The sequence below is a fragment of the Ignavibacteriota bacterium genome (assembly GCA_016212665.1).
GTDB lineage: Bacteria > Bacteroidota > Ignavibacteria > UBA10030 > SZUA-254 > FW602-bin19.
In genome coordinates, this window is the sequence record JACREZ010000019.1 from 18,291 (window position 1) to 43,565 (window position 25,275).

Below are 25,275 nucleotides of genomic sequence, written 5' to 3' on the forward strand. Positions count from 1 at the left end.
CAAATGAACTGAAAATTCCAAGAGCAAATAATTTGATAGGAAAGGTGGACTCCATCTTATTAAGTCAATGAGACAGTTCCTCGACAAAATATTTCCGACACTTCACTTAAAGATTGCCGCTTCTATCGTTCTTGTTCTCAGTGTCGTTGGTGGAGGATTTGTGTATTATGCAATGCAAACGGGACGTTCGTTGTTAGCACAACAAGCGGATGCAAAAGCACATAGCATTGCAGAGTTTGGAAAAGTAATGCTTGAACAGGAAATGCTGATTGGGAATAACGACAAAGTGCGTGAAGTGCTTGTCAAACTTTCACAATCAACACAAGCAAAAGAAATTATCATCGTTCGTGCCGATGGTTCGATAGCATTGAATCAGGATATTGAGGATACGACACGGCGTCTTCCCATAGAACTCTTCCAGGAAAAACCTGAGTTACCCGGCGAAAAATTCCTCGATGTGGTTGAAGGAGGAAAACAGTACGAGTATATTCTTACCCCGATTTATAAGAAAGATGCTTGTTTAAAATGCCATTCGAACTCACCGTCATTGATGGGCTACGTTGCTTCAAAAATTAATATTGAAGATATCCAATCGCTCGGCATTCAACATCGGACAATGAACATTATCATGAGTGTAGTGATGTTTGCCGGACTTGGCGGCGTTGTGTATCTCGCATTACTGTTTCTTGTCGTTCGTCCTGTAACAAAAATGAAATCGCAGATGCAGGACATTTACAAACAAATAGAAAGCGTGGAAAGCGGGAACCGTGTCAAGTTCTCCTCACTACCCGTTCCGGCTTCTCGGGATGAAATTACCGACCTGATACTTACCTTCAATAAACTTGTGGAGAAACTGAATACAGCGCACGAAAAATTGTATGAACTGCATGAGAAACAACTCGAGCAGGCAGACCGTCTTGCAACCGTCGGTGAAATGGCGGCAAGCATGGCACATGAAATCAAGAATCCCATTGCCGGTGTGCTTGGCGCAGTTCAGATATTTGACAGCGAGTTGCCAGCCGATGATGCACGGAAAGAAATCTTTTCCGAAATGAAAGTTCAACTTGAACGTGTCAACCACGCAGTGACGGATTTGCTCAGTTATGCCCGACCGACTCCTCCAATCTTCGAGGAGGTTCATGTCAATGAAGTCATCCAACGAACGTACTCAATGCTCTCAAAGCAAATCAGAGAGAATCGGATTGCTGTTACGTTGAATCTTTCGGAAGAAACTAATCATATTTCGGCTGATAAGAAACAAATTCAGCAGGTGTTGTGGAACGTTATGCTCAATGCTGTTCAGTCAATCGAAGGTTCGGGAAGCGTGACCATATCTTCTGTGCGTGAACACAATGCCGTTGTGTGTACGGTTTCTGATTCGGGAAAAGGAATAGCAAAAGAATGTTTGAATCAGGTATTCAAGCCGTTCTTCACAACGAAGCATAAGGGAACGGGCTTGGGAATGACGATTACAAAACGCATCATCGAACAACACGGCGGAATGATTGAACTATTGAGCGAAGTCGGAAAAGGAACGACGGTGAGGATTGTCTTACCGCAAGGAAAACGAGTGTAGCAATGCGTGGCGAAACTATTTTAATTGTTGATGATGAAAAATTGATTCGTTGGTCATTGAAGACAGAACTGACGAAAGAAGGATTCAGCGTTCTTGAGGCGCAGAATGTTGCTGAAGGATTGGAATTGTTCAAACAGCATGACCCGGACTTAATTATTCTCGACCAAAAACTTCCCGATGGAACAGGCATTGACCTGCTCCATCAAATCAAAGATGGCGAACAAATTCTTCCGGTCATCATGCTTACGGCGTATGACAAATCAGACGTTGCCGTCCAGGCGATGAAGTTAGGCGCATTCGATTATGTCACGAAGCCGGTGAACATGGAGGAACTCAAGATGGTCATCGAAAAAGCGCTTGAGTCCACACGGTTGAAGCGACAGGTTGCGCATTATCTGAAAGAGCAGGAACGAATCAACGGCTTTTGCGGGATGGCAGGTTCATCTGTTGCGATGAAGAAAGTGTTCTCGCAGATTGCCCGCATTGCACAAAGCAGCGGAACGACAGTTCTGATTACCGGTGAGAGCGGAACGGGAAAAGAACTCGCCGCGAAAGCAATCCACTTCCTGAGTGAGCGGAAAGAAAAGCCGCTGATGTCGGTGAACTTTTCCGCACTGACGGAATCCATCATCGAAAGCGAATTGTTCGGATACGAAAAAGGCGCTTTCACAGATGCAAAAACGCAGAAGAAGGGATTGTTCGAACTTGCAGACGGCGGGACAATCTTTCTCGATGAGATTGGAGACCTCGCTCCGAAGATTCAGGTGAAATTGCTTCGCGTGATTGAACAGAAAACGTTTCAGCGTGTCGGAGGGACGACGGATATTACGGTTGATGTCCGCATCATTGCCGCGACGAATCAGCCGCTCGAAGAATTGATTGAGAAAAATCTGTTCCGCCCGGATTTATATTACCGCCTGAATGTTGCCGCTATTCAGATGCCGCCTGTTCGTGAGCGTGAAGAAGATGTTATTCTCTTGTCGGAGTACTTCATTGAAGAATTCAACTCAAAATTTCATAAGCAGTTCAGAGGATTATCGGATGAGACGAAAACATTATTTCTTCATCATCCGTGGCGAGGCAATGTTCGGGAAATCAAAAATGTTCTTGAGAGGGCAATCCTGCTCGGCGACGGCGAATTGATAACGAATGACCACATCGAATTTATGATACCTCAAAAAGCGCCTGCTTCAAACGCAGCGTTACTTGGTGTTGGCGATGACGGTCCGTCGTTGTTTGAATTGGAACGGCAGGCGCTTGTTCAGGCATTGGAAAAAACACATCACAATCAAACACATGCGGCGCGCCTTCTGAAAATCAGCCGCGACACTCTTCGTTACAGGATGAAGAAGTTCGGACTTTCATCCCACGAGTGAGTGAAAACTCACTGTTGGGTGAAATGACTCACCAATCATAAGAAAATTGAAATACAGAATTCAATTTTCTATTAATTTCAAGTAGAAACTCTGTTTTTTGTTTTTTCATTGATGGCACATATCTTGTGCTTTGTCAGAATGAATGAACACACGACAGACAGCAACCCGATAATGACTACAATGACGAATCATAAAAACGGTCAGAATATCCTCATTGTGGAAGATGAACAACTTGTTCGTTGGTCGCTTACTCATGCGCTTTCAAAAGCCGGTTTTAATATTACAACCGTTGCTTCCGGTGATGCTGTGATGGAACAACTTCATTCTGCTCACTACGATTTGGTTATTACTGATGTTGACCTTCCCAAACTCAACGGATTTCAAGTCGCTTCTCAGGTCAAACATTATTGTTCAGAGATTCCTGTCATACTGACAAGCGCTGTGGGTGTAGGAGACGCAAGAATGAAAATGCAACAGGAAGGTATTGATGCTTTTATTGAAAAACCGTTCGATTTGAATGAAGTGACGGAGATTGTTACACGGCTTTTATCCTGCAAAAATGAAGCATAGCGGTACTATCAAAATCGAAAAAAAATCAGTGGGTGATATGCCCCAGAAATTCAAATCTGATAATTCTGCCATTAATAATACAGATTTTCAGGTGGAAAAGGGAAAAAAGAGACGGTTTAGTGTGGCATTGTATATGCCATTACAGACAGTACTTATGCAATCAGTCATACGTTCTCATTTTCAACCTGTTCTTTTTATCCTGCTTTGCTGGGTTCTCTTTCTTGGCGACAGCCCGACAGCAGATATTATTGTGCTCTTTCCCCCTTCTTCTGAAACAACTTCCTATGACCAAGCCAAATTACTATTGGTTTCTGCATCGAAAGAGACAGGAAGTGAAATGAAGGTCTCAACACTATGGCAAAGGGAAGAACGGTTTTTGATTGGAACAAAAGCCGAGAAGGAAAATTTCCCGAAAGAATTTTACAAATTGTTTGATTCAAAAATGACGCTTCAGTCGTTGTCATTCACTTATAAATATTATGAAGGATACTCAAAGCCGGAAACGTTGAAGTATGAACATGCGGATACGATGACAGTCAAATCATTATGGAAACGAAAAGAGTTCGGTGATTGGGTGAAAGCGCTTCAAACAAAACAAGCGTTGGAAGTGATTTTGAATTTACGCGGATGGAGAGATAGCGTGTACACCGCGGTGTATGATGACCCGGTTGCTGATAACCGGATGTTATATAAACTGCATGTCCAACTCGTTCCGGGAGAAAACAGAATTTATTTTTCATCAACCGGGGAGAAGAAAAGCACTGCTGAGTTTTTTACAACATATCTGAACGAGTCAAAACCGACGACAGACCGTTCTGTGTTATTTCACAACTCAACACTCGAAGAAAGTTGCACAAGTTGTCACGAGGGATTACCCAGCGCCGATAGCGGTGCGACGATGAATGCCGATTGCAATGTTTGTCATAAAGAAGTTGTCGGCGCATCGTATGTACATTCTCCGGTTGAGATGAAAGAATGTGCATCGTGTCATTCGTGGTCGGCGGAGAAGAAAGCGGTGGTGCTTGAATCAGGAATTCCGGAAACATGTTTCGCTTGCCACGATGAACAGAAAAATCTGGTTGAGAATGCAAAAGTTCAACATCCTGTTGCAAGTGAATGTGGAACGTGCCACTCGCCGCACGGAACCGAACAACGACATCAGATAAAAGAGAAAGTGTACACTCTCTGTCTTGGGTGTCACGAGAATAAGAAGCAAAACCATCCGGTCGGTCGCCACCCGATGCAGTATATCAGGAATGAAGAAACTGGTGAAGAATTTTCATGTGTAACCTGTCATAACCCGCATGGTTCGGACAATCAGAAGATGATGAAATTCCCGGGTGAAACTTTAGACGTTTGCGCTCAATGTCATTAAGAAATCAATCATATTGCCTCGTTGTCTTGACGATTCTTATCGTGTCAGGAAGTTACGCACAGTTGTTTACCGACCAGGGTGTCTTCAGCGGTTCGGGGTTGACGGTACTTCCGACAGCGACAGTTGTTCCGATGTCTGAATTTCGTGTGCAATACACTCGCTCCAATAATTTCAACAGCGCCGGGTTCGGAGCGAACATTATCGGATTTAGTTGTGGTTTATCAACAAGTCTTGAAGGTTATGCACGGGTGAGTGATGAGCAGGTTGGAAAAGTCGCATCGCAGGTTGCATTCGGATTTGGCGGGAAGTTTCGTTTTCCAATGATGATACCAACCATAAGAAGATTAGCAATTTGGGGAGAAGCAACCAGTTCGGAAATGGATCCGGCAACGACGATTTATCCTTCTGATGTAGTACGAGGCGGGATTCTTGCAACATTCGATTCAAACGGAATCCACCCGACATTGTTGCTTGGCATCTCAAGGATGGAAGGAAAAACACTCCCGCTCATCGGCGCAGGCGTAACGTATGCTGTGAGCAATGAAACACAACTTGGACTGGAATTGATGCACGGTTATTTGAAGAAAAATAGTTTCCAGGCAGTTCTGAGCGCCTCGACAAGATTGTTTCCGAATATCAGTATTCAAATTGCACCGGGATTTGTTTCAACATCAACAATTTCTACATGGATGATTTCTGCCGGGATTTCCTGTTCAACGGCAGACATTGACTTTCATCCGGTTACCGAACAAGTTGTCATTGAAGAGTATCAGTTACCATCAATTGAAGATTTAGAAAAACAATCATCACAGGAAAATCAACGTGACTAAGTATCAATACCTACAGTTCTTTTTATTGAGTGTGCTTGTGGTTGCTTCGCTTACCGGATGCAGTTCATCGAGCGATATTGCAAATCAACGGCGCTACATTTGGCCCGAACCCCCTGACTCTCCCCGCGTCGAGTATGTGCAGACATTTCGCGGGCAAGATGACTTTGGTAGCAGTGTCGGGAGTTTCTTCAACTCAATTACAGGCGGGGAAGGAAGTGCAAACTTTTCACGTCCGTTTGATATAGCAATCGGTGAGAACGGAAAATTTTATGTTACCGATGCTAACTACGGCATGTTATTGTATGATACGAAGCAGAAAAAGTTTGAACAGTTCGGCGCGAACAGTACCATCGAACTGAAAGACCCGCGTGGTGTCGCCTATGCACGCGGAAAAATTTATGTCGGTCTTGCAGGTTCGAAAAAAATCGCTGTGTTGGATGAAAATGGAAATACCATTCGGGCAATAGGTCGTGAGGGAACATTCGAAAACCCTGTTGATATTGTCGCCGACACTCTCCGGAACAGAATTTTAATCGTTGATATCAAATCACATCAGGTGCATGTCTATTCAGAAAACGGGGATTCATTGTTCACGATTGGTAAACGAGGCGAAGACGACGGTGAATTCAACTATCCGCAAAGCGTTGCAGTGGATAACGATGGGAATATTTATGTTGTTGATGGGTTTAATTTCCGGGTGGAAATTTTTGACTCAACGGGAACATATCTCAGGAAATTCGGACAACAAGGTGAATACTTCGGCGAGTTTTCCCGACCGAAAGGAATCGCCCTTGATTCATACAAAAATATTTATGTGCTTGATGGCGTTCATCAGAACTTTCAGATTTTTAATAATGAAGGACAGTTGTTACTGTTCGTCGGAAAATTTTCTCCGCTCAATGATGGTTTTCAGAATCCTGTCTCCATCGCCATTGACAGGAATAATATGATTTATGTAACCGATAATCTGAACCGACGCGTTCAGGTGTTCCGGTTACTTAAAGGTGATTAGGTAAAAATAACAATCCCGTTTCTCATGCGCCTCGTGAGAAAGGTGGATTTTCTAAACAACTATGAGGCAACAACAATATCCACAAGGATCATATATATGAAACACTTAACGTTAGCAATGATCATGTTATTAGTTCTTACCCTGGTCGCATTATCACAGCCAGGTGGTAAACAACCCCTACCGAACTTTGTAGGCAATCCTGAAACAACAGCCACCAATATCTTTGGAAAGGGCTGGGGACTTGGTAAATTCACAGGCGGCGTACAAGGCGTTCGCTCTGCGATGTTACATGGACCGCACGATTTCACACCGGACTCCGGGAAAGTATTTGAACGAGACAGTCTTGGATTAGACACACTTGGAAATACAATTTGGGATACAGTGTATGGCGGTGGTACGCGTAATAAACGTCTCTGCAGTTTTTGCCACACAATCCACGTTTCGAAAGATGCAAATCCTCTCGTGTTGTGGAACCGTACTTCACAAGCAGGAAAAACATTCGGAAAATATGAAAACCCGAGTTCTATGGATGCGGAAGTGTATGACCCCGGAACAACAGCCGCAGGGTTCAAAGATAACTTCTCCTCATACTGTTTAAGTTGCCACGATGGTAGCGTTGGTATTTTCTCACCGACAGCATATCAAGGCGGCGGGACAACGGGCGATGTTTCTCACGTTCCTCATGGCGCAACTATCGGCGCGAGCGGTACATGGACAGATATGGCTCACACGCATCCGGTCAATTTCGACTACAATGCAGTGCAAGCAGTCGTTCCGGAAGAATTATATCCGGCAGTTGACCCTGTGTCAGCAGTATGGAAAGGGTACAGCGGCACGAATGGTAGTGGCGGAAATTATACAACCGTTCGCTTGTTCAACGGAACAATGCAATGTTCAAGTTGCCATAACCCACACATGAGCAGCGGCATCGGAACCGTCATCACCAGTGATTACGGCAGACGTTGCGTGGCTTGCCACAAGAAGTAACCTGAACGATTACTTCACACTCTATTTGAAAAAGTAGAAGTATTGGTGTGTGGCGCTGAAAAGCGCCACACACCGCTATTCAATCATCTTTGAACGAGCCTAGGGAATTGAAAAAAGTTCTTTCTATCGTCTTCTTGATAGCCGCGTTCTACCTGTGTAGCGACGCGCAAATCAGTTCGTTCAGAGGTGAGTTACGCTACGAGCAAAACTATCATGACTACCGCTCCGGCGGTACACTGACAAAGTTCGTCAGCAGAAGTCCGAGAGTGAACCTGCAATTCCGGGGAAATTTGCTTTCACCAAAGATTCTTACCTATTCATTATTCACATCGCTGTACGGAAATTTTTCAACCAGTAGTAACGAGTTCTTCAATTACTACGGTGAACAATTTTCATGGAACAGATATAATCTCACCATGAATGTTATTCCGACATCTCCCGTGAAATTAAATCTTGCCTTTCGAGATAACGACTATGTGATAAAAACCGAATCTGACCGGTTGATTGACAGGTTAGGAAGCAGGTCGCAGGAACAGCGTGCGGAATTATCCGTTCAGCAAGTTCCATGGCTTCCTTCGATGTCGCTCAGTTACGTGCGAAGTCGTTCGTTCGCTACGGTGGGAAATGAATATGAAATTGTGAACCAGACGCTTTCGTTTACCGCTTCAAGCGCTTCCGATACGACAGGGTTATACAATCTTTCTGTGGTAACGAATACCTTGCGTGAGGATTTTAGTAACGCCGCAGACCGGTTCATCGCTGTTTCATTTTCCGCATCACGAGCGTTAGCACAGCAACATCATGTCAGTCTCACGACGGAATACAACAAATATGCAGGCTTCAGCCTGATGCAGAGTGCACTTTCGTACGGAGGCGTTTTGACCGATAAAATCCGGATTGCAACAAATTTGGTAGGGAATAACTCGATGAGTTCGTTCTCGCAAGGTCTTTCAGTGGGACTTTCTCAAACTATTGGTTACAATATCAATGCAAACTTTCAGAGTTCTGTCGGCGCGAGCGGGTTTCTCGGACATTCGAAAAGTATTGTTCCAGGGTTTGAACGAAGTGATGCGTATAGAAGCGCGGGACTTTTTGGAAATCTCCAACATCGCCGGGTCGTTGGAGGTTTTACGATCGCGAATGGGTTATCTGCCGGGAAAAATATCCAATTTCAGGTTGCACAGTTTTCGAGTTGGAACACACAATTTTCAAATAGCATTTCCCGGAACATCGGTTCATTTTCCGCGAGTGGATATTACAATTTCACATTTACCCGAGTCATCAACATTTCGGAATACACCATCGTTGGGAACACGGCAGGAATTATTCTGCGTGGGACTTTGCCGAATAATATTCAATCACAATCGGATGTTCGATACCGTGAAGACCGTTATCCCGGGAATGAATCTTCATTCCGTAGCCACCGAAACATTATCGTTACCCAGCGGATGAACGGTGCATTCAATATTCTGATACCATTTACCCTGAGTGTGTCAGGAAATGCTAATTGGTTTTTTACGGGCAATCTTGGTCGCACCTACGGCTGGACGTTTAATTTTTCCAGTTCTTCATTTTTCATCAGAGGTTTGATGGTTTCTTATGTCTATTCAAGAAACTTCGACCAATATTATCTTCGGGAAATTGCAGACCATACCGGTTCACTCTCGTTTAATTGGAGAGCGTTGTCATTCAGTTCCCGATTGCGTTATGCGACATTTCCGGTTCACCTGAGACAGGTTCAGTTTATTGTAAGCAGACCATTCTGAGTAGTGTTTTGAGTTTTGTGATTTGAGAATGAGCGGTGAAGGGTCAATAGTAAATGAGTGTGTTCTCATAAAAAAAACACTTACCACTCACAGGTCACTACTCCGAGTAACTCTTGTAAACATAGAGATTATTCATTATAGTCAAGCATGATGAAAACAATATTGACATATGGCTGTTTGATTTTATTCCTATCGGGTGGATTGGATGCGCAGTTGGATAGCGCAGGGAAAGTGTGGCCCTCACCGCCTGATAGAGCAAGAATCAAACACGTGCTGACAATTTCCTCGCTCGAAAGTTTTGAATCGAAAAGAGATTTTTTTTCCGGAGTTTTCACATTTCTCTTCGGGGGTGAGCAAACATCGAACTGGTTAGTTCAGCCGGTAGGAATTGCGGTTTCTTCTTCCGGGAAAATTTATGTAGCAGACCCGGGCGCAAGCGGAATTCATATCATTGACCAAAAAGAAAAAGAGTATGACTTCGTTTATGAAACAGATGAAGGAAGTTTTCATTCTCCGGTCGGGTGTGCTGTTAGTGATGATGGCATCCTCTTCATTTCCGATTCTGAACGCGGGGATATTCTTGCTCTGGATGATGACTATGATGTTGAGTTTCAAATCAAAGAGCATCTTGTGCGACCGACAGGTATTCAGATTCATGGTAACCGATTGTATGTAACGGATACAGGTCAACACAAAATTATTGTGTTCACTCTCGATGGAGAATATGTTGCGGAATTCGGTCAGCGCGGTGATGCGCTCGGTGATTTTAATTTTCCTGTTCAGTTAGCAACGCGCGACAGTTTATTTATTCTTGATGCTGTGAATTACCGGGTTCAGAAATTTAGTTTTTCGGGAAAGTTTAGTTCGATGTTTGGTCGGCAGGGGAATGTTGCCGGTCGGTTTGCAAGCCCGAAAGCAATTGCATTGGACTCGGACGGAAACATGTATATCACCGATGCGTTGATGGATAATTTCCAGATATTCAACAGCAAGAATGAATTACTGCTCGTTGTCGGAAAAAAAGGAACGGGCGACGGAGAGTTTATGACGCCGAACGGAATTGCGATTGACAGGGAGGATAAGATTTACGTGATTGATTCACTCAACAGACGAATACAAATTTTTCAGTATCTCAAATGAAACACTTTCTTGTAACAATTTGTGGAGCGTTGTTGTTGTATGCCTGCGGTATTCAGCAACTTTATGCTCAGACTCAGGCACAATCAAAAATGCTCGGAACGATGCACGATCTGACACCAACGGGTCCCGGAACAGTAAAGGCGGCGACGGAAAAAGATTTGTGCGTGTTCTGTCATACGCCGCATGTGCCGAAGCAATATGCCGCCGCACAACTTTGGAATCATAAACTCAGCGAAGCGGAATACACACTCTACACAAGTGACTACTTGAAAAGTCTCAGTTACGCGACACCGAATCAACCGAATCCGCGCTCGAAACTTTGTCTCTCCTGTCATGATGGAACGATTGCCATTGGCGCTGTGTATAGCAACGAAGGTGTTACAAATATTCTCCTTCAGGATGAAGTTACGGTCATGCCCGCGCATGTTCCGGGAAATCTCGGAACCTCGCTCGCCAACGACCACCCGGTCGGTTATGTGTATGACAATACAAAAGACCACGAACTTGTTGCGCGAACATTTCCGTGGGAAACTCCTGTCAAACTTGACCCCGATGCATCGAACGGAACCGTTGAGTGCATCACCTGCCACGAGCCGCATGATAATACGTTCACAAAATTTCTTCGCATGGATAATACCGATGCCGCATTGTGTACATTCTGTCACGACAAAGTTGGCTGGAACGAATCGGCTCATAAATTATCACAACAAAAATATAATCCGCCTGACAGGGAAGGAACGACGGTTGGGGAATGGTCTTGTCGCTCGTGCCATAAGTCGCACGGTGGAACGGGAACTCCGTATCTGCTTTCGTTAGTGGAAGAGCAGACATGTTTTACTTCAAGTTGCCACGGAAGTACATTGAAGGGGGATGAAACGAAGAATATTCAAAGTGAGTATGAAAAACAATATTCACATCCAACAACCGCAGTAACAAAAAAACATTTGAACCCGGACAATGATAAAAGTTTGGGATTATCCGGCAGACACGCAGAGTGTCAGGATTGCCACAATTCACATAGAGCGAAAAAGGGATTGCATGTGTTGAGAAGCAATCAGGTTTCAGAAGTCTTGACCGGTGTTCGCGGCGTCATGCCTCAGATTGCTGAAGAATGGACTCAGCCGACAACCTTCACCGAAATGAACCCTGCTACGACAGAGAATCAAATTTGCTTTAAGTGTCATTCGTATAACGCATTCGGAATCGCGGTGAACGGAGTAACGGAAATTATCGGACCATCGGGAGAGAACATCACCGACCAGGCGATGGAGTTTAACCCGAGAAACCGTTCCGCACATCCCGTTCAGGTTCCGTTGCAGGAACAGATTGGTTCGCTCGCTCCGAGAGCGTTGACATTTTCCCAACTGACAAACGATTGGAATATGGCGGGAACACAAACGATGTATTGTTCCGATTGTCACGGCAACGACCAACCGACTTCGTCGAGCGTACCGCAAGGTCCGCACGGTTCGAACAGCAGGTTTATGTTGACAGGGAATGCAAAGTATTGGCCCCAAAACATGTCCGGTCAGTTGTGGTCGTTGTATGATGTGAAAAAAGATATGAACAATTGGCAGAATGATTTGTACTGTGTGAATTGTCATCCCATGGTAAGTGGTGGTACTTTTTTGAATAATGTTCATGAAGCGAATGCACACATTACCGCGGATGTAAAATGTGTAACGTGCCATGTTACAGTACCACATGGCTCGAAGCGTTCACGGCTCATCGGGTACGAAACCGATGTGAAGCCGTACAATTATCAGGGAACGGGGACGTTTGATAAACTTGTCATTGCTGGATTTAAGAAGGCGGCGGGGTCAAATCTCTACAATGTTAATAATTGCTCAATGAACGGCGTGTGTCACGGAGAGCAAATCAATGATTATGAGAAGTAGTCTTCTTTAGTACAAAGTAGTTGAGTAGTTGAGATAGGGAGTCAACGTGTGGTGATTGGTGGAGGTTGATTCAGGATTTATGATTTCTGATTGTTGATGTATCCAATCCCGAAATTATTAATCCGCAATCCAAAATCCGCAATCCGAAATTTTCAATCAATCTTCTCACGAACGCCATTAAGTTGTGCCTGTACAGCATCAAAGATTCCGTAGTTCAGGTATTTGTTTTCAAACTTGCTTGAATTGGTGACACTTCCGTTCTCAATCACCTGTCGAACGGCAGAGAGTTGAAGTTGAGAGGTAGAATCGGTCAACGCTGTTGTGTTTACGGTGACAATATATTTGTAGGATGTTATTTTTTCATGAGATGAAGAAACAACTGTTGTTGTCGTTGTAGAAGTTGTTGTGTTGGAGTTCGATTGTGTCTCGTTGTTTGAATCACTTGTCAGCATGGCAATCAAACCAACAATAAGGAGAATACCGAGAATGCCGATAAGAATTTCTCCCGCTCCAACGTCGTTCGCTGAGTCCTTTGAAATTTGCTTATGCTCTTCCGGGAGAATTGAACTTCCGCTTTTTTCTCCGTTGATGAGTCCGGTTTGTGCATCGCTTAACGTAATGACGTAACCGCTCTGTTGTAATGCAAGTACGGTTGCTTTGTACGCATCATCTTTGTTCGCGTAGAAAGTTGCCTCATCGGAATATGGTTTTTCATTGTATTTATCGAGTGGATGAACCACAGCCGTTGAACTTCCACAGCCGGTAATCGAGTAAAAGAAAAAACAGGTTACAACGGAAAGTACGAGGTACTTCTTTGCAAATCGTGTCATACCTTCTCCTTTACGGACGATATTTTTACAGTGAACATTCTTCATTACCAATATCCTTATTTGAAAAAAATCAGTTTCGGAATTTTCTGTTTTTCCTAATTTCCTTATCTTGCTTTCAGAAATAGAATTACCGTACGCATATAAACCATCTATTTCCTGAGGTAGTTCCCATCAAGCCTCCCGTTCTTCCTAAATAAAAAGCATCTCAATTATTTTTAGGAACAATCCTATGAAACAACTTTTACCAATCATTGTTACACTTTTATTTCATTCTATTTTCTGTGTGAATATACACGCTGCTGACATCATTGCCAAAATAAAAATTGTTGGTGTCTCTGTCGGAATGAAGAACGCACACCCCAATCTCTATCAATCAACAACAACGGGGTTGCCGAACTTCGGGCGTGGAAGTCATGTCTATCTCGAAGCGAAAGCGCAGCATGGAACGAGTATTATAAAAAATATCCCCGTGGCAAGCGCAACGTGGGCAATTCTCTCAGCGCCCGATGGTTCTTCCGCAACAATTATTCCGACCGATTCTGCTACAGGCTTGTATGGTCTTTCGGCGTTATTCATCAGCGATGTTATTGGCTCATACGAAGTGCGTCTTGATGTAATCACAGATAGCGGTAATGCCTCAACAACGATGTGGCTTAATGCCGCGAATTATGTCGGCGCAGGAAAAATTATTGATGACACTCCGAACTTTCCGGAATGTTCTATGTGTCATTCCGGTCAGTTGACAAATCATTATGACTCATGGAAAACTACCGGTCATGCCTCAATCTTCAGAAAAGGAATTGATGGGCGCGAGGGAGCCCACTACGACAGCAACTGCGTTCGTTGTCATACAACAGGCTATGATAATTCGGGTACAGCAATGAATGACGGATTCGATGACCGTGCTACTTCGTTAGGTTGGATTTTTCCGACGATACTACAAGAAGGAAATTGGGATACGCTCAAAGCAAATTATCCAGAACTTGCCAAGGTTGCCAATATTCAATGCGAAAGTTGTCACGGACCGGGGAGCGGACACGGCGGGGATATCAGCAGGAATAAAATTGTAAAATCATTTTCTGCCGATGTGTGTGGGATGTGTCATGATGCGCCGGGCGATTATAAGAAAACGCTGGAATGGAAAACCTCGGCACATGCGAAAGCAGTTGGTGAGCCTGATGATATTGAAGGAATGAATAAACCCGCCTGTGCTATTTGCCACACGACGCAAGGTTTTGTGCTGGAACGAATCGGTGGAAAACCAACAGCCGCTCCGTATGTGGATGCTCACGGTATTAACTGCATTGCTTGTCATGACCCGCACAGCAAACAATTCCCGCATCAAGTTCGGAAACCGCTTGCGGAATTATGCACAGAGTGTCACATGACGAATCTCAGTGCCGGCGAACTGCATCATTCAACACAGGGTCCGATGATTGCCGGTGTGCTTGGCGTTCCATATACGGGAATGCCGGATTCCGGCAGCGGAAAGTGGGGCGGTTGGCAACTTAGCGGGTATCGGTATGCAAATTCTTCACACTCCGGTTTGGAGGAAAATTGCATCACGTGTCACATGGCAGATTCCCATGCAGATTCGCTCGTTGGAAAACTTGGAGGGCATACGTACAGAGTTTCATTTGAAGATGAGAACGAAACGGAAATTATTAATCCGAAAGGTTGCGAGGATTGTCATGGTGTCGTTTCGGTGGAATTTGTTGAGCGAAGCCAGAACAAGGTAAAATCACTTCTGGAACAATTACGCCTTCTTTTACCGCATAAGGCAACGGGCGATACAACGCAACCATTACCGCCGGGTGATATTTCTTTGAGTCAACTTCAAAAAGCGGCATCATACAATTATTACTTTGTGTTGAATGACGGAAGTTACGGTGTTCATAACCATACCTACGCGACCGGATTACTTGTATCCTCAATTGAACAACTACAGATAGGCGCTGGCGCCGCTCCGATTGTTGCAATCCACGATGTGCCGAACGACCAAGGGAAGATGGTGAACATTCATTGGAACAAATTCCCCGCAGAAGAATTCAGCATTGATAAGGTCATCAGTTACGGAGTCTGGAGAAAAGACGAGATGGCAAAAACAGGCTTGACTACGTTCAGTTCGTATAAAGAAATGTTCCAAAAAGGAAAAATCGGTTCCAGTTATTTCATGAACGGAGACGTCTGGACATTTGTCGGTAGTGTTCCTGCGGCAAAGCAACCGGTGTACAGTTTCGACGTTCCGACATTATTCGATTCAACAATATCTCATGGAATGAAATGGACCACATTCTACGTGACCGGTCATTCAACGAATCTCTATGTTGTTTATGCCTCTGCGCCGGACAGCGGTTACTCTCTTGATAACCTTGTTCCGACTGTTCCTGTAGGTGTCGGCGCCCGGATGGTAAGCGGCGGAGTGGAATTGCGATGGGAAATTTCTGAAGAACTGGACTTCAACTATTATGCAGTCTATCGCGGAACGACCCCGAACTTTATCCCCGGCGAGCCAATCGGTGAAGTGACTGATGCAATGTATCAGGACAATAATGTTGTTGATGGTCAACGGTATTATTACAAACTTGCTTCGTTCGATTTCTCCGGGAATCAAAGTGCGTACTCAGCCGAGTTGGAAGTGAATGTTCTTGATGTTTTGGAAAACGGAATACCGGAAACGTTCGCTCTCGGGCAGAACTATCCGAACCCGTTCAATCCGTCAACATCTGTGAAGTATCAGGTTCCTCAAACGTCGCACGTTCGACTCATCGTGTATAACACGCTGGGTGTTGAAGTAGCACGTTTGGTGGATGAAACACTTGAGGCAGGATACTACACAATCAGTTGGGATGGAAAAGATAATCTTGGTAAGTCGGTCAGCACCGGAATTTATCTCTGCAAGATGGCAGCCGGGACGTTTACCGATGTGAAGAAGATGATATATGTGAAGTGATATGATTGATTGACTGTTCACAAATGAGGCGACATTCTAAAACAGTATCCGAAGTGGAAGAATAAAGCGCTGTTAGAAACCCTAACTGCGCTTTTTTTATGTATTTTTTAGCATTTATAACTGACACATATCACCTTCAACTTGCCATTGTTGAAATTTTTTACTATCATCGCGTGAGCATATCAAACTGATTTCTTTCCTTTTCGTTCTTTTCTCATAATGTGAATTCCTAAGACTTGTTCTTTGAGGACGTGTTGTCTTTTTCATCATTACATAGCGTTCTCATTCCTTGGGAAGTTGTTTGTGTCTCTTTCCTTCAAAGGCGGGTAATTTATACAACCCCAAGTTCATAATTATAGTTAACAACTGATGTTACGCAAGCATGTAATCTCAAGAAAAAATCCTAAATCATAATATCGGAACTCTAAACAAATTCTAATCTCGAATGTTCAAATGTTCAAATTCACCTGAGAACAGTGGTTTAGTTTTTTGAATTTTGGATTTGTTTAGTTTTTCGGATTTGGATATTGAAATTTTTGACGTCACACAACGGTGTCGCGTAACTTCAGTTAACAATTGTTGATGTAGAACAATCTAATAAACATAACAAAGCATGAAGTTCGATTGTATCGGTAAATACTGTTACTCAATCATTTGCACGATTTGTATTACATGTGCCAGTCTTTCTACAGTATTGATCGCCATGACGGTAGAGAAGCAACGGAACCTGTTCGTATCCTTGTCAGTTCCAAAGCAAACGTATACGGTACGGAACGGACTTTTTTCTAACGCGATAACAAAACTTTATCAAGACTCGCGGGGTTTTCTTTGGATTGGAACTCTTGAAGGTGTTTCCGTCTTCGATGGAAAATTATTCCGACACTACACCACGCTTGATGGTCTTGCATCGCCGAGTGTGAATGATATTCATGAAAGCCGCACTCATCCGGGAACGATGTGGATTGCGACGAACGGAGGAGGAGTCAGTAAATTTGAAGGTGATTCATTTACAACGTTGAAGATAGGAACGGGAAAATGGTCGAATCGTGTCAACAACTTGAGAGAAGACCATCAGGGAAGAATTTGGTGCTTGGCGGATAGCGGTGTGTTTTATATCGAACATGATAGTGTGAAATCATTCGATGCACTTCCATTTGTATTTGATAATTTTTATTCTTTGGAACATGGCGACACCGAACTTTGGTTGGCAAATAGGGAAGGTGTGTTCATCTACAACGAGAAGACAGGAAAGGTGACTACGACGGGAATTTCCGTTGATGTAGGAACATGGGCTTTCCATCAAGCAAGGAACGGAGATTTCTGGGTAGTAACACGCGATAGTGGTTTCCTTCAATACCGGGATGGGGTGCTTTTCAAACGTCATCCTCTCATACTTTCCGGATATGTCATCATGGTGGAAGACCGGCACGGATATTTTTGGGCAGGGACAACTTCCGGTCTCTATAAACTTTCAAACGAACATGATTCTCTTCGTATTGTTGCTCAGTACACCATAAACAACGGTTTGCCGGAAAACATCCTACAAACTGGATTGATTGATAGGGAAAACTGTCTCTGGTTCGGGACGCTTCACGAGGGATTTTTCCGATGGATGGATGGCATTACAGAAATACCTTTCCCCTTGCTCGACATCAAGACAAATATGAAAGCAGTCAAGGATAAGAATGACCATCTCTGGATGGGGACAGCAGATGGACTTCTCGAAGTTTGGAGAGATGACAATCAACAACCACACTCTCATCTGCATCGGCTCAACCATAGAAACAAGGTTCAATCAACGCTACTCGTGCTTGATTCAACAGGGCATCTTTGGGTGATGGTTGATACTCAGGAAATTCATGAGTACTCTATCATTCCGGATGATGGTCATCCTTCGCAGTTAAAGAAATTAAAAATTTTAGTAAAAGGAAAAGAACTTCCGGCGGGAACAATCTATCCGTTCATGGTTGATAGAAAGAGTCATCTCTGGTACAATACGGACAAAGGCATCGAGGCGTTCAATCCACATCGTAGTGTACCTCGCATCAGATCCATCACACAATCGGATGGCTTACCTGACCATAGTATTTGGTCTCTGCTTGAAGATAGCAAAGGCGGCTATTGGTTCGGTGGCTATATCGGTGGTTTGTCAAAATTTACGTTTGAGCCCGGAGAGGAACATCAAATCAAATCTATTCATCGGTATTCCGAATTTCCGGATAAGAGTGTTCGTGTACTCTTCGAAGATAGCAGAGGAAGAATTTGGATTGGTACGCGGTACGGAGGAGTAGCTATCCACGATGGGGAACAACTGATAACACTTACGCGTCAAAACGGATTACCGAGCGAATGGGTGTATTCTTTTGCAGAAGATTTCCATGGCGATATCTGGATTGGTACAAACTCAGGCTTGGTAAGTATCGAGAATCCCTCTGAGGGAATCATAAAAACACATCATGATTTTTCAGGATTTCCAATACAATCATTAGGAGTGTTGAATGACGAAACAATTTGGTTGGTCTCGAACGATAAACTTATTTTTTATGATGTCTATCATCGAGCGGAAACGCCAATGCCTCCGTCAATCAGTTTCACGGCGTTGGAAGTCAACCATCATTCCATGACGATAGAAGAGACGATGGAATTTCCGTATGAACAAAATAATTTCATGATTGAGTACGTCGGATTGAGTTTCGCCGGAACCCCAAACCTCCTCTACCAACACAAACTTGAACCGGTGGATCGGGATTGGTCTTCCCTTTCCGATAGGAGTTCTGTCCATTTGTTATCTCTTCAGCCGGGAACATACCGTTTTCTTGTCCGGGCTGTCAACAATGCAGATATGAAGAGTGAGAATCCTGCTGTGTTCAATTTTACTATTCTTTCTCCGTACTGGTCGACATGGTGGTTTTATTCTCTGGTCACAGGTGGGTTGATTATCCTGATATTTGGCACAATCTTTCTGTTAATCCGTTTCCACCACAAAAAAATTAAACGAGAACAACAAGTACAACAGGCGTTTACCCGCATGTTGATGCAATCTCAGGAAGCAGACCGGAAGCGTATTGCGGCGGAGATGCACGACGGGCTTGGGCAAGACCTCATGGTCATCAGCAGCAAAACACAGATTGCATTGAAATCAGCCGAACCGGAAAAATTACTGAAACGAATAAAGGAAATTTCTGAGACTGCTTCACAGGCAATTAACAACATGAGAGAAATCGCATTCAATCTCAGTCCCTATCAGATTGAAAAACTCGGAATCACCTTATCGCTTCAATCTATGGTGAACAAAATCTCATCTTCTTCCTCCATTGCATTTAACTCCGATCTTGAAAATATTGATACTGTTCTTTGCAAGGAGAATGAAATCCACCTGTACAGAATCGTTCAGGAATGTCTGAATAATATTGTCAAACATTCTGCGGCAACAACGGCAACCGTGCGGCTGAAGAGTTTCCCAGAACGCATAGAGTTGTGTATCCATGATGATGGAAAGGGCTTCGATTACTCCAATGTCGTAGAAAACGGGAAGGGGGATACAGGATTGGGATTAAGAAATCTATCCGAGCGTGTGAAACTGTTAAACGCAGAAATGTCAATATCCTCGAACAACGGACTTGGAACACAAATACGAATCATTATACCAATACATACTTCATAACTGATGCTAAACAAAGGAACTCAGATGAATGAAAAATCTCGTAGGGATGTCATAATTGTAGAAAAATTACAAAGCAAAATAATAAACCCCGACAGGGGTGAAATAGGAATTACAATATCACCCCCTTGGGATTTAGCTCGAGTGCTATTCATTTCTATAACTATTTCACCCTCTACGAGTCGTAGACCGATGGGGTTAAAAAGTATGCATACATCAGATACATAATTGGAGAACCTTTATGAACACAACCTCTCATATTACTATCCTTCTCGCCGATGACCACCCCGTCTATCGGAAAGGTCTTCGTGATATTATTAATGAAGAACCGGCGATGAACGTCGTCGGTGAAACGGGCGAGGGAGACCGAGTCATTCCGCTTGTTCGCGAGCGACATCCCGATATTCTTTTTCTTGACCTCAGTTTACCCGGGATGGATGGAATGGAAATCGCCGAACAAATCTCCCTCAACAAATTGCCCGTGAAAGTTATCATTCTCACCATGCACAACGAAGAAGGAACGTTCAACAAGGCATTAGACTTTGGCGTATATGGGTATATGTTAAAAGATTGTGCGCCAAATTATATTATTGATGCCATCAAAAAAGTTCATCGGGGCGAACAATTTATCTGCCCGCATATTTCTGAATACCTCCTTCGCCGTCATGCAACAGCAAAGAAGATTCTCAAACAAACTCCATCGCTCACCGACCTTACAGAAACGGAACGAAAAATTCTCAAACTTATTTCGCTCGAAAAAACCAGCCAGCAAATTGCCGATATGTTGTTCATCAGCATCCGAACTGTTGATACCCATCGCAGTCACATCTGCGAGAAACTGAATATCCACGGGTGTAATGCGTTGCTGAAGTTTGCTATCGAGAACAGGTCATCGTTGTGATTCGTTCATTGGTGAGTAGTGATTCGTGAGTCGTGATTGGTGAGTAATGATTCAGAAAAAGTGGTTTTACCTTTTTCGATTTACGACTCACTAATCACTAATTAACGACTCACCAATCCGCTCTACGAGCCGTAGGCAATTGGCAATTCGAAATCCGAAATAAAAAATACGTATTCCTACGTATCTCAAAATACGTAGTCCCCTGTATTCCCCTGCCTGCCTTTCTTCCTTATCTTTACAAAAAAAATGACCGTGATGATCGTTGACGACAATGACAGCGTCAGAAAAGCTATACGACACACACTGAACGATTATGCTGATAAAATTATCGAGTGTAGCGATGGAACTGAAGCCGTTCAATTGTACCCGATGGTTCATCCCGATTGGGTGCTGATGGATATTGTCATGAAAACAATGGATGGTTTTGCCGCCACAAGTGAAATTAAAAAAAAAGACGCAAATGCAAGAGTCATAATCGTGACTCAGTATAACGACATCGGATACAAAGAAAAAGCGAAATCTGTTGGCGCTGTTGGTTTTGTGAATAAAGAATTACTCGAAGAGATGCACACTATTATGCAGAGTGAGAAAGAGCCGAGATGAACGTGCCGCATCGTGGACTGATACGCATAGTAAAGAATCTCGACTGCGTCGTGATTTACTCGATGCGAGGTGTCGAAACAACCTACACGATGTTAGACCGCGACACCCGCTCCCCCTTCGACGACAGCCGCCCGAATCTCGTCCCCGGCGTACCGGAACAACGCAAATACAAGTACGTCTATTTCCTCAACGATGAAGAAGTGGGCTTACCGCTGGAACTGAGCGTGGTGGTGATGATGTGAGAAAAGTATACACACGGATATATAAAATCAAAATGCTCGAATAACAGTTTTTTCATTTTTAAACCACAACACAAAGGAAAAATATTATGTCAAAAATGGATTATGATCTTAATGATTCAGAACTCGAAACTGATTTTGAACTCGAAAACGACGGGGAACTTGAGGAACATTTAGAACTTGAACTCGAAGGGATAGATGAGAGAGAGTTCGAAGATCAGGAAGATAGTGAGTTGGAAGAAGAAAACGACTTTGAATTAGAGGCCGAGTCAGAAGAGAATGAGAGTGACCTCATTAATCGCTATGCAGAACGATTGTACGAACTCTCCACTCGCTCTTATGAAAATGAGTATGAAGTTGATCAGGAAGTCGATAGGATACTTAACGAAATGGAACGTGATTTCTTTTTTAAGGGGCTCGGAAGAAGGTTAAAAAGAGCAGGTAAAGGATTGTTGAAAAAAGGATGGAGAATGATGAAATCGAAGGGACTGTCGTTCATCAAAGGAAATCCACTATTTCAAGCCGCAAAAGGAGTAACTTCGCTTGCTCGAGGAAATCTGAAAGGTTTTTTAGGAACCTTAGCAAAAACGGGACTCAAAGGTGTGCTGAGTGCGATTCCAGGCGGTTCAGTAGCATTACCGGTGCTGAAAGGATTAGGGTTTGAGCATGCCGGAGACGCACAAAACCAGAAAGAAGCTTGGAGAAACTATGTTCATTTGACCAGAGAAGCATATAATAATCTGGCTCAGGAATTAAATGAAGAAGCAGATAATTATGAAGTGGCACCCAAGATTGCTCTGGCTGCATTTAATAAAGCCGTGAAGAACATGGCGTCTCCGGTGCGGGGAATAGAGACCGGGATCAAGGGAGAGAAAAAAATGAGAAGAATATCCTTGAGAAAAGGTCAAAAGATAGTAATACGGAGTATCTAACACAACAATATGTTAGCGACCGAACGTCAGTTCCAGAGAAGAATTGCTTCACTCTTTATGAGGATCCGTACCCTGACGAGATTAAGAACAATTGTGAATATTCCGAAAGAATTCGACATAAGTGAAAGAAGTTGGTGGATGTTGCAATCTCAATTGACTGCCTCTGCTGAAAAATTATTGTCTTCAGTAAAATCAGCAACAAGACAATATCTTCCACATGTATCAAGAAGAATAGCAAAACAGCGGCTGAATGCTCGCTTAGGTGAAGTAGAAATGGAGATGACGAAAGCATATACTTTTTTTGATACGTATATGGATGTGTTAACACAGCGAAATTCAAAAAGTCTTGGTGGATTATTATCAGGATGCGATGTTCTCGCGGCTGATGCTCTGAAGAAAAACCATGTTGCGCTTCAGGAAATTGAATCCCCAATTGTCTATTGTGATAGAGGATTTGGGGCATCTATCCTACGGGAAGGGGTGTTACTTCCCGATATGAGTAAAAACCCATTACCCCTGATTCAAATACCCTACTCACGGTTGAAAGAAAAATACAACTTAACTTCACTGTTACATGAAGCGGGTCATGAAGCGCTGGTGCGGCTTGGGATAAAGCAACTTCTCCCCAAAATGTTTGACGATGCGCTCACAAAAGCCGGGGCGACACAAGAAATTTCTGAGATGTTTCAGGTATGGGCTTCAGAAATAGGACCGGATTTTTGGGCATTCTGTGCTTCTGGTATTGCTCAGCCTGCTAGCATAAGGGAGATTATGGCATTACCGATAAGACAAGTATTGCGTGTCTCAATTACTGACCCGCATCCACCACCCTACTTGCGTGTACTTCTCTCTTTTGAATGGTCGAGACAAGTTTGGGGAGAGGGAATGTGGAATACCTGGGAAAAAGAATGGAAAGAATTATATCCTCTTGAAGCAGCGGGGGAAAGTACACGTCGAATTCTTCAAGAAGGAAATGTTTATCTCCCGGTTCTGAGTAGAGTGCTGCTTCGAACGAAATTTAAGATACTGAATAACAAGACCCTGCCGGATTTATTTGAATTATCGAAATTGCATCCCGTCCGGCTGCGGGAAGCAATGAAACAATGTCTGCAACACAAAAAACCATTGAGAGAATTATCACCTTCAGCGCAACTTGCGGTGTTCAGACTCTTGCGTGAAGAAAATAATATCAAGGAAGAAGAACTTAATTCCATGATGAGTAAATGGTTGATAAATCTTAGTATGAACAAACAAACAATAAATTAAATGAAAAAGGAGAAAAAAATGCCACCACAAGTTGACCAATCTATATCCAGCAAGAGCGGAGATTCTCCGGGAAATGCGCCTCAAGCAACTAACACTGGACAATCTCAGAATATCACACCATTAGTACAAATAATTGATGAGCAAATAATTAAGTTTCTATCTGGTATGACTCCAGTTCCAGTCGCTTTTCCTTTTTGTACGGATGTTTTATTAGCACTAAATAACCCTACCACCACCCCACCCACTCCACTATCAGAAGTAATGTCCATTTTTTATGATTATTTTGAGTATGGTGATTATAATGTTTATCAGGCTATTTATCCACGTCCGCCATTAGATGAGAAGTTAATTGGATCAGCAGGAGCTCTCCGTCCATGGCCACCCTCTGAATGTTTGCCTAATTATCATGTTTGTTTAAAGGGTCGCAGACGGATGCGACCGATAACAACTTCGCCGGCGATTTTGGATCCAAGAATTAAAAGACTATTTCTCGCCGATTTAGTATGGCTCTTTTATTATGATAGGATGGGCATCTTCGAAATGTTGAACATCATATTACACGACGTCGCGATGAAAGGAAAATTACCCATTCAAAATAATGACTATCTTGCGATCATACTCGAAGGAATGATCCGAGCGACAAAGATGGGTCTTCATTCTTCAGCGAGAGATAGAAACAGTTCCTATAGAAGATGTTTATCATGGAGTACCACCAACGGTATCAAATTAAACCTCGAGACAGAGAAGAACAATGCGTTCAATTCAATGTTTCATAAGTTCATCCAAAATGCCCTTGAGTATTATAAAGAAAAACGACTTCGTGAAGCCATCAATGCAACCGGTAGCGCTCCCTCCATGGAGACCTTGTCGGCGATTGGAGAAAATATCAAACTGCTCTATCTTGCATTCGACCCATTCAATTATGGGAGGAATTACGCTCTTACGCTGAGCGGCATTGTTTGGAATATTGCAGGCATTGCAATGATTCGCGAATTAAAATCTTTCATCGGCATTCCGACCAGTTTCACTAAGCCGGAACAATATATACCCGCAGCATATGATTTACTCGTCCTGAATCGCTCGATCACGCCAAGTGAAGTGAATCGTTGGAAAGCACATAAGAATTGTGCTGAGTATTCGAGAAACATCTTACTCGATATCGAATTCTTGGGTCAGAAGGATTCCCTAGATATTAATACCGAAATAAAACCATGGTTGGATCTTGTTGAACGCGAGATCGAAGGTTATCGCTCTGCATATCAAATCTTGATTGGAGCAAATCTTGGATTAAAGGTAACCGAAATTAGTGAATTGAAAATTGAACAAAGAGTATAATATTGGTGTATCAATTGGGACAAAA

Annotated in this window: 19 protein-coding genes; 18 read left to right on the forward strand and 1 reads right to left on the reverse strand. The window is 43.3% G+C overall.

Annotated elements, in window-relative coordinates; translation table 11 throughout:
- The first annotated feature begins 67 nt into the window (after window positions 1–67).
- The 10 genes from HY960_06400 (at window position 68) to HY960_06445 (ending at window position 12,530) form a co-directional block, all read left to right on the forward strand.
- Window positions 68–1,576 (forward strand): hypothetical protein, encoded by a 1,509-nt coding sequence (locus HY960_06400; protein ID MBI5215367.1) that lies wholly within the window; start codon window positions 68–70, stop codon window positions 1,574–1,576.
- Between the two features lie 2 nt (window positions 1,577–1,578).
- On the forward strand, window positions 1,579–2,952 hold the full coding sequence (locus HY960_06405) for a sigma-54-dependent Fis family transcriptional regulator (GenBank protein MBI5215368.1): 1,374 nt from the start codon (window positions 1,579–1,581) through the stop codon (window positions 2,950–2,952).
- A gap of 138 nt (window positions 2,953–3,090) precedes the next feature.
- Window positions 3,091–3,522 (forward strand): response regulator, encoded by a 432-nt coding sequence (locus HY960_06410; GenBank protein ID MBI5215369.1) that lies wholly within the window; start codon window positions 3,091–3,093, stop codon window positions 3,520–3,522.
- A gap of 37 nt (window positions 3,523–3,559) precedes the next feature.
- Window positions 3,560–4,897, forward strand: coding sequence for a cytochrome c3 family protein (locus HY960_06415; protein ID MBI5215370.1), 1,338 nt, complete (start codon window positions 3,560–3,562; stop codon window positions 4,895–4,897).
- Window positions 4,888–5,727, forward strand: coding sequence for a hypothetical protein (locus HY960_06420; protein ID MBI5215371.1), 840 nt, complete (start codon window positions 4,888–4,890; stop codon window positions 5,725–5,727). Before HY960_06415 ends, HY960_06420 begins: the two co-directional genes overlap by 10 nt.
- Window positions 5,720–6,739, forward strand: a complete 1,020-nt coding sequence (locus HY960_06425; protein ID MBI5215372.1) for a hypothetical protein — start codon at window positions 5,720–5,722, stop codon at window positions 6,737–6,739. Before HY960_06420 ends, HY960_06425 begins: the two co-directional genes overlap by 8 nt.
- A 96-nt stretch (window positions 6,740–6,835) precedes the next feature.
- On the forward strand, window positions 6,836–7,726 hold the full coding sequence (locus HY960_06430) for a hypothetical protein (protein MBI5215373.1): 891 nt from the start codon (window positions 6,836–6,838) through the stop codon (window positions 7,724–7,726).
- Window positions 7,727–7,833: 107 nt separating this feature from the next.
- Window positions 7,834–9,492 carry a hypothetical protein gene (locus HY960_06435; GenBank protein MBI5215374.1) on the forward strand — a complete coding sequence of 553 codons (1,659 nt, stop codon included), beginning with the start codon at window positions 7,834–7,836 and terminating at the stop codon, window positions 9,490–9,492.
- A 147-nt stretch (window positions 9,493–9,639) separates the two neighbouring features.
- Window positions 9,640–10,632, forward strand: coding sequence for a 6-bladed beta-propeller (locus HY960_06440; GenBank protein ID MBI5215375.1), 993 nt, complete (start codon window positions 9,640–9,642; stop codon window positions 10,630–10,632).
- A complete protein-coding gene (locus HY960_06445; GenBank protein ID MBI5215376.1) occupies window positions 10,629–12,530 on the forward strand; it encodes a hypothetical protein in 1,902 nt (633 codons plus the stop codon). Before HY960_06440 ends, HY960_06445 begins: the two co-directional genes overlap by 4 nt.
- A 152-nt stretch (window positions 12,531–12,682) precedes the next feature.
- Here HY960_06445 and HY960_06450 read toward each other — a convergent pair whose 3' ends face one another.
- Window positions 12,683–13,405, reverse strand: a complete 723-nt coding sequence (locus HY960_06450) for a hypothetical protein (protein ID MBI5215377.1) — start codon at window positions 13,403–13,405, stop codon at window positions 12,683–12,685.
- A gap of 184 nt (window positions 13,406–13,589) precedes the next feature.
- Here HY960_06450 and HY960_06455 point away from each other — a divergent pair, with 184 nt between their 5' ends.
- The 8 genes from HY960_06455 to HY960_06490 all read left to right on the forward strand — a co-directional run bounded on the left by HY960_06455 (window position 13,590) and on the right by HY960_06490 (window position 25,250).
- Window positions 13,590–16,313 (forward strand): T9SS type A sorting domain-containing protein, encoded by a 2,724-nt coding sequence (locus tag HY960_06455; GenBank protein MBI5215378.1) that lies wholly within the window; start codon window positions 13,590–13,592, stop codon window positions 16,311–16,313.
- A 703-nt stretch (window positions 16,314–17,016) separates the two neighbouring features.
- Complete coding sequence (locus HY960_06460; GenBank protein MBI5215379.1) at window positions 17,017–19,977, forward strand: hypothetical protein; 2,961 nt, start codon at window positions 17,017–17,019, stop codon at window positions 19,975–19,977.
- A 238-nt stretch (window positions 19,978–20,215) separates the two neighbouring features.
- Window positions 20,216–20,875, forward strand: coding sequence for a response regulator transcription factor (locus tag HY960_06465; protein MBI5215380.1), 660 nt, complete (start codon window positions 20,216–20,218; stop codon window positions 20,873–20,875).
- A 252-nt stretch (window positions 20,876–21,127) separates the two neighbouring features.
- Window positions 21,128–21,478, forward strand: coding sequence for a response regulator transcription factor (locus tag HY960_06470; protein ID MBI5215381.1), 351 nt, complete (start codon window positions 21,128–21,130; stop codon window positions 21,476–21,478).
- Window positions 21,475–21,720, forward strand: coding sequence for a hypothetical protein (locus HY960_06475; protein ID MBI5215382.1), 246 nt, complete (start codon window positions 21,475–21,477; stop codon window positions 21,718–21,720). Before HY960_06470 ends, HY960_06475 begins: the two co-directional genes overlap by 4 nt.
- Before the next feature lie 86 nt (window positions 21,721–21,806).
- A complete protein-coding gene (locus HY960_06480) occupies window positions 21,807–22,649 on the forward strand; it encodes a hypothetical protein (protein MBI5215383.1) in 843 nt (280 codons plus the stop codon).
- Window positions 22,650–22,706: 57 nt separating this feature from the next.
- Window positions 22,707–23,915 (forward strand): hypothetical protein, encoded by a 1,209-nt coding sequence (locus HY960_06485; GenBank protein ID MBI5215384.1) that lies wholly within the window; start codon window positions 22,707–22,709, stop codon window positions 23,913–23,915.
- Entirely contained in the window at window positions 23,916–25,250 is a 1,335-nt protein-coding gene (locus tag HY960_06490; protein ID MBI5215385.1) for a hypothetical protein, read from the forward strand.
- The last annotated feature ends 25 nt before the right edge of the window (window positions 25,251–25,275 follow it).

What these genes read in the sequence shown, in the direction of transcription:
- HY960_06400 (MBI5215367.1), top strand. Translation starts at nt 68, where the DNA reads ATGAGACAGTTCCTCGACAAAATATTTCCGACACTTCACTTAAAGATT.
- HY960_06405 (MBI5215368.1), top strand. Translation starts at nt 1,579, where the DNA reads ATGCGTGGCGAAACTATTTTAATTGTTGATGATGAAAAATTGATTCGT.
- HY960_06410 (MBI5215369.1), top strand. Translation starts at nt 3,091, where the DNA reads ATGAATGAACACACGACAGACAGCAACCCGATAATGACTACAATGACG.
- HY960_06415 (MBI5215370.1), top strand. Translation starts at nt 3,560, where the DNA reads ATGCCCCAGAAATTCAAATCTGATAATTCTGCCATTAATAATACAGAT.
- HY960_06420 (MBI5215371.1), top strand. Translation starts at nt 4,888, where the DNA reads ATGTCATTAAGAAATCAATCATATTGCCTCGTTGTCTTGACGATTCTT.
- HY960_06430 (MBI5215373.1), top strand. Translation starts at nt 6,836, where the DNA reads ATGAAACACTTAACGTTAGCAATGATCATGTTATTAGTTCTTACCCTG.
- HY960_06440 (MBI5215375.1), top strand. Translation starts at nt 9,640, where the DNA reads ATGATGAAAACAATATTGACATATGGCTGTTTGATTTTATTCCTATCG.
- HY960_06445 (MBI5215376.1), top strand. Translation starts at nt 10,629, where the DNA reads ATGAAACACTTTCTTGTAACAATTTGTGGAGCGTTGTTGTTGTATGCC.
- HY960_06450 (MBI5215377.1), bottom strand. Translation starts at nt 13,405, where the DNA reads ATGAAGAATGTTCACTGTAAAAATATCGTCCGTAAAGGAGAAGGTATG.
- HY960_06455 (MBI5215378.1), top strand. Translation starts at nt 13,590, where the DNA reads ATGAAACAACTTTTACCAATCATTGTTACACTTTTATTTCATTCTATT.
- HY960_06460 (MBI5215379.1), top strand. Translation starts at nt 17,017, where the DNA reads ATGACGGTAGAGAAGCAACGGAACCTGTTCGTATCCTTGTCAGTTCCA.
- HY960_06465 (MBI5215380.1), top strand. Translation starts at nt 20,216, where the DNA reads ATGAACACAACCTCTCATATTACTATCCTTCTCGCCGATGACCACCCC.
- HY960_06475 (MBI5215382.1), top strand. Translation starts at nt 21,475, where the DNA reads ATGAACGTGCCGCATCGTGGACTGATACGCATAGTAAAGAATCTCGAC.
- HY960_06480 (MBI5215383.1), top strand. Translation starts at nt 21,807, where the DNA reads ATGTCAAAAATGGATTATGATCTTAATGATTCAGAACTCGAAACTGAT.
- HY960_06485 (MBI5215384.1), top strand. Translation starts at nt 22,707, where the DNA reads ATGAGGATCCGTACCCTGACGAGATTAAGAACAATTGTGAATATTCCG.
- HY960_06490 (MBI5215385.1), top strand. Translation starts at nt 23,916, where the DNA reads ATGAAAAAGGAGAAAAAAATGCCACCACAAGTTGACCAATCTATATCC.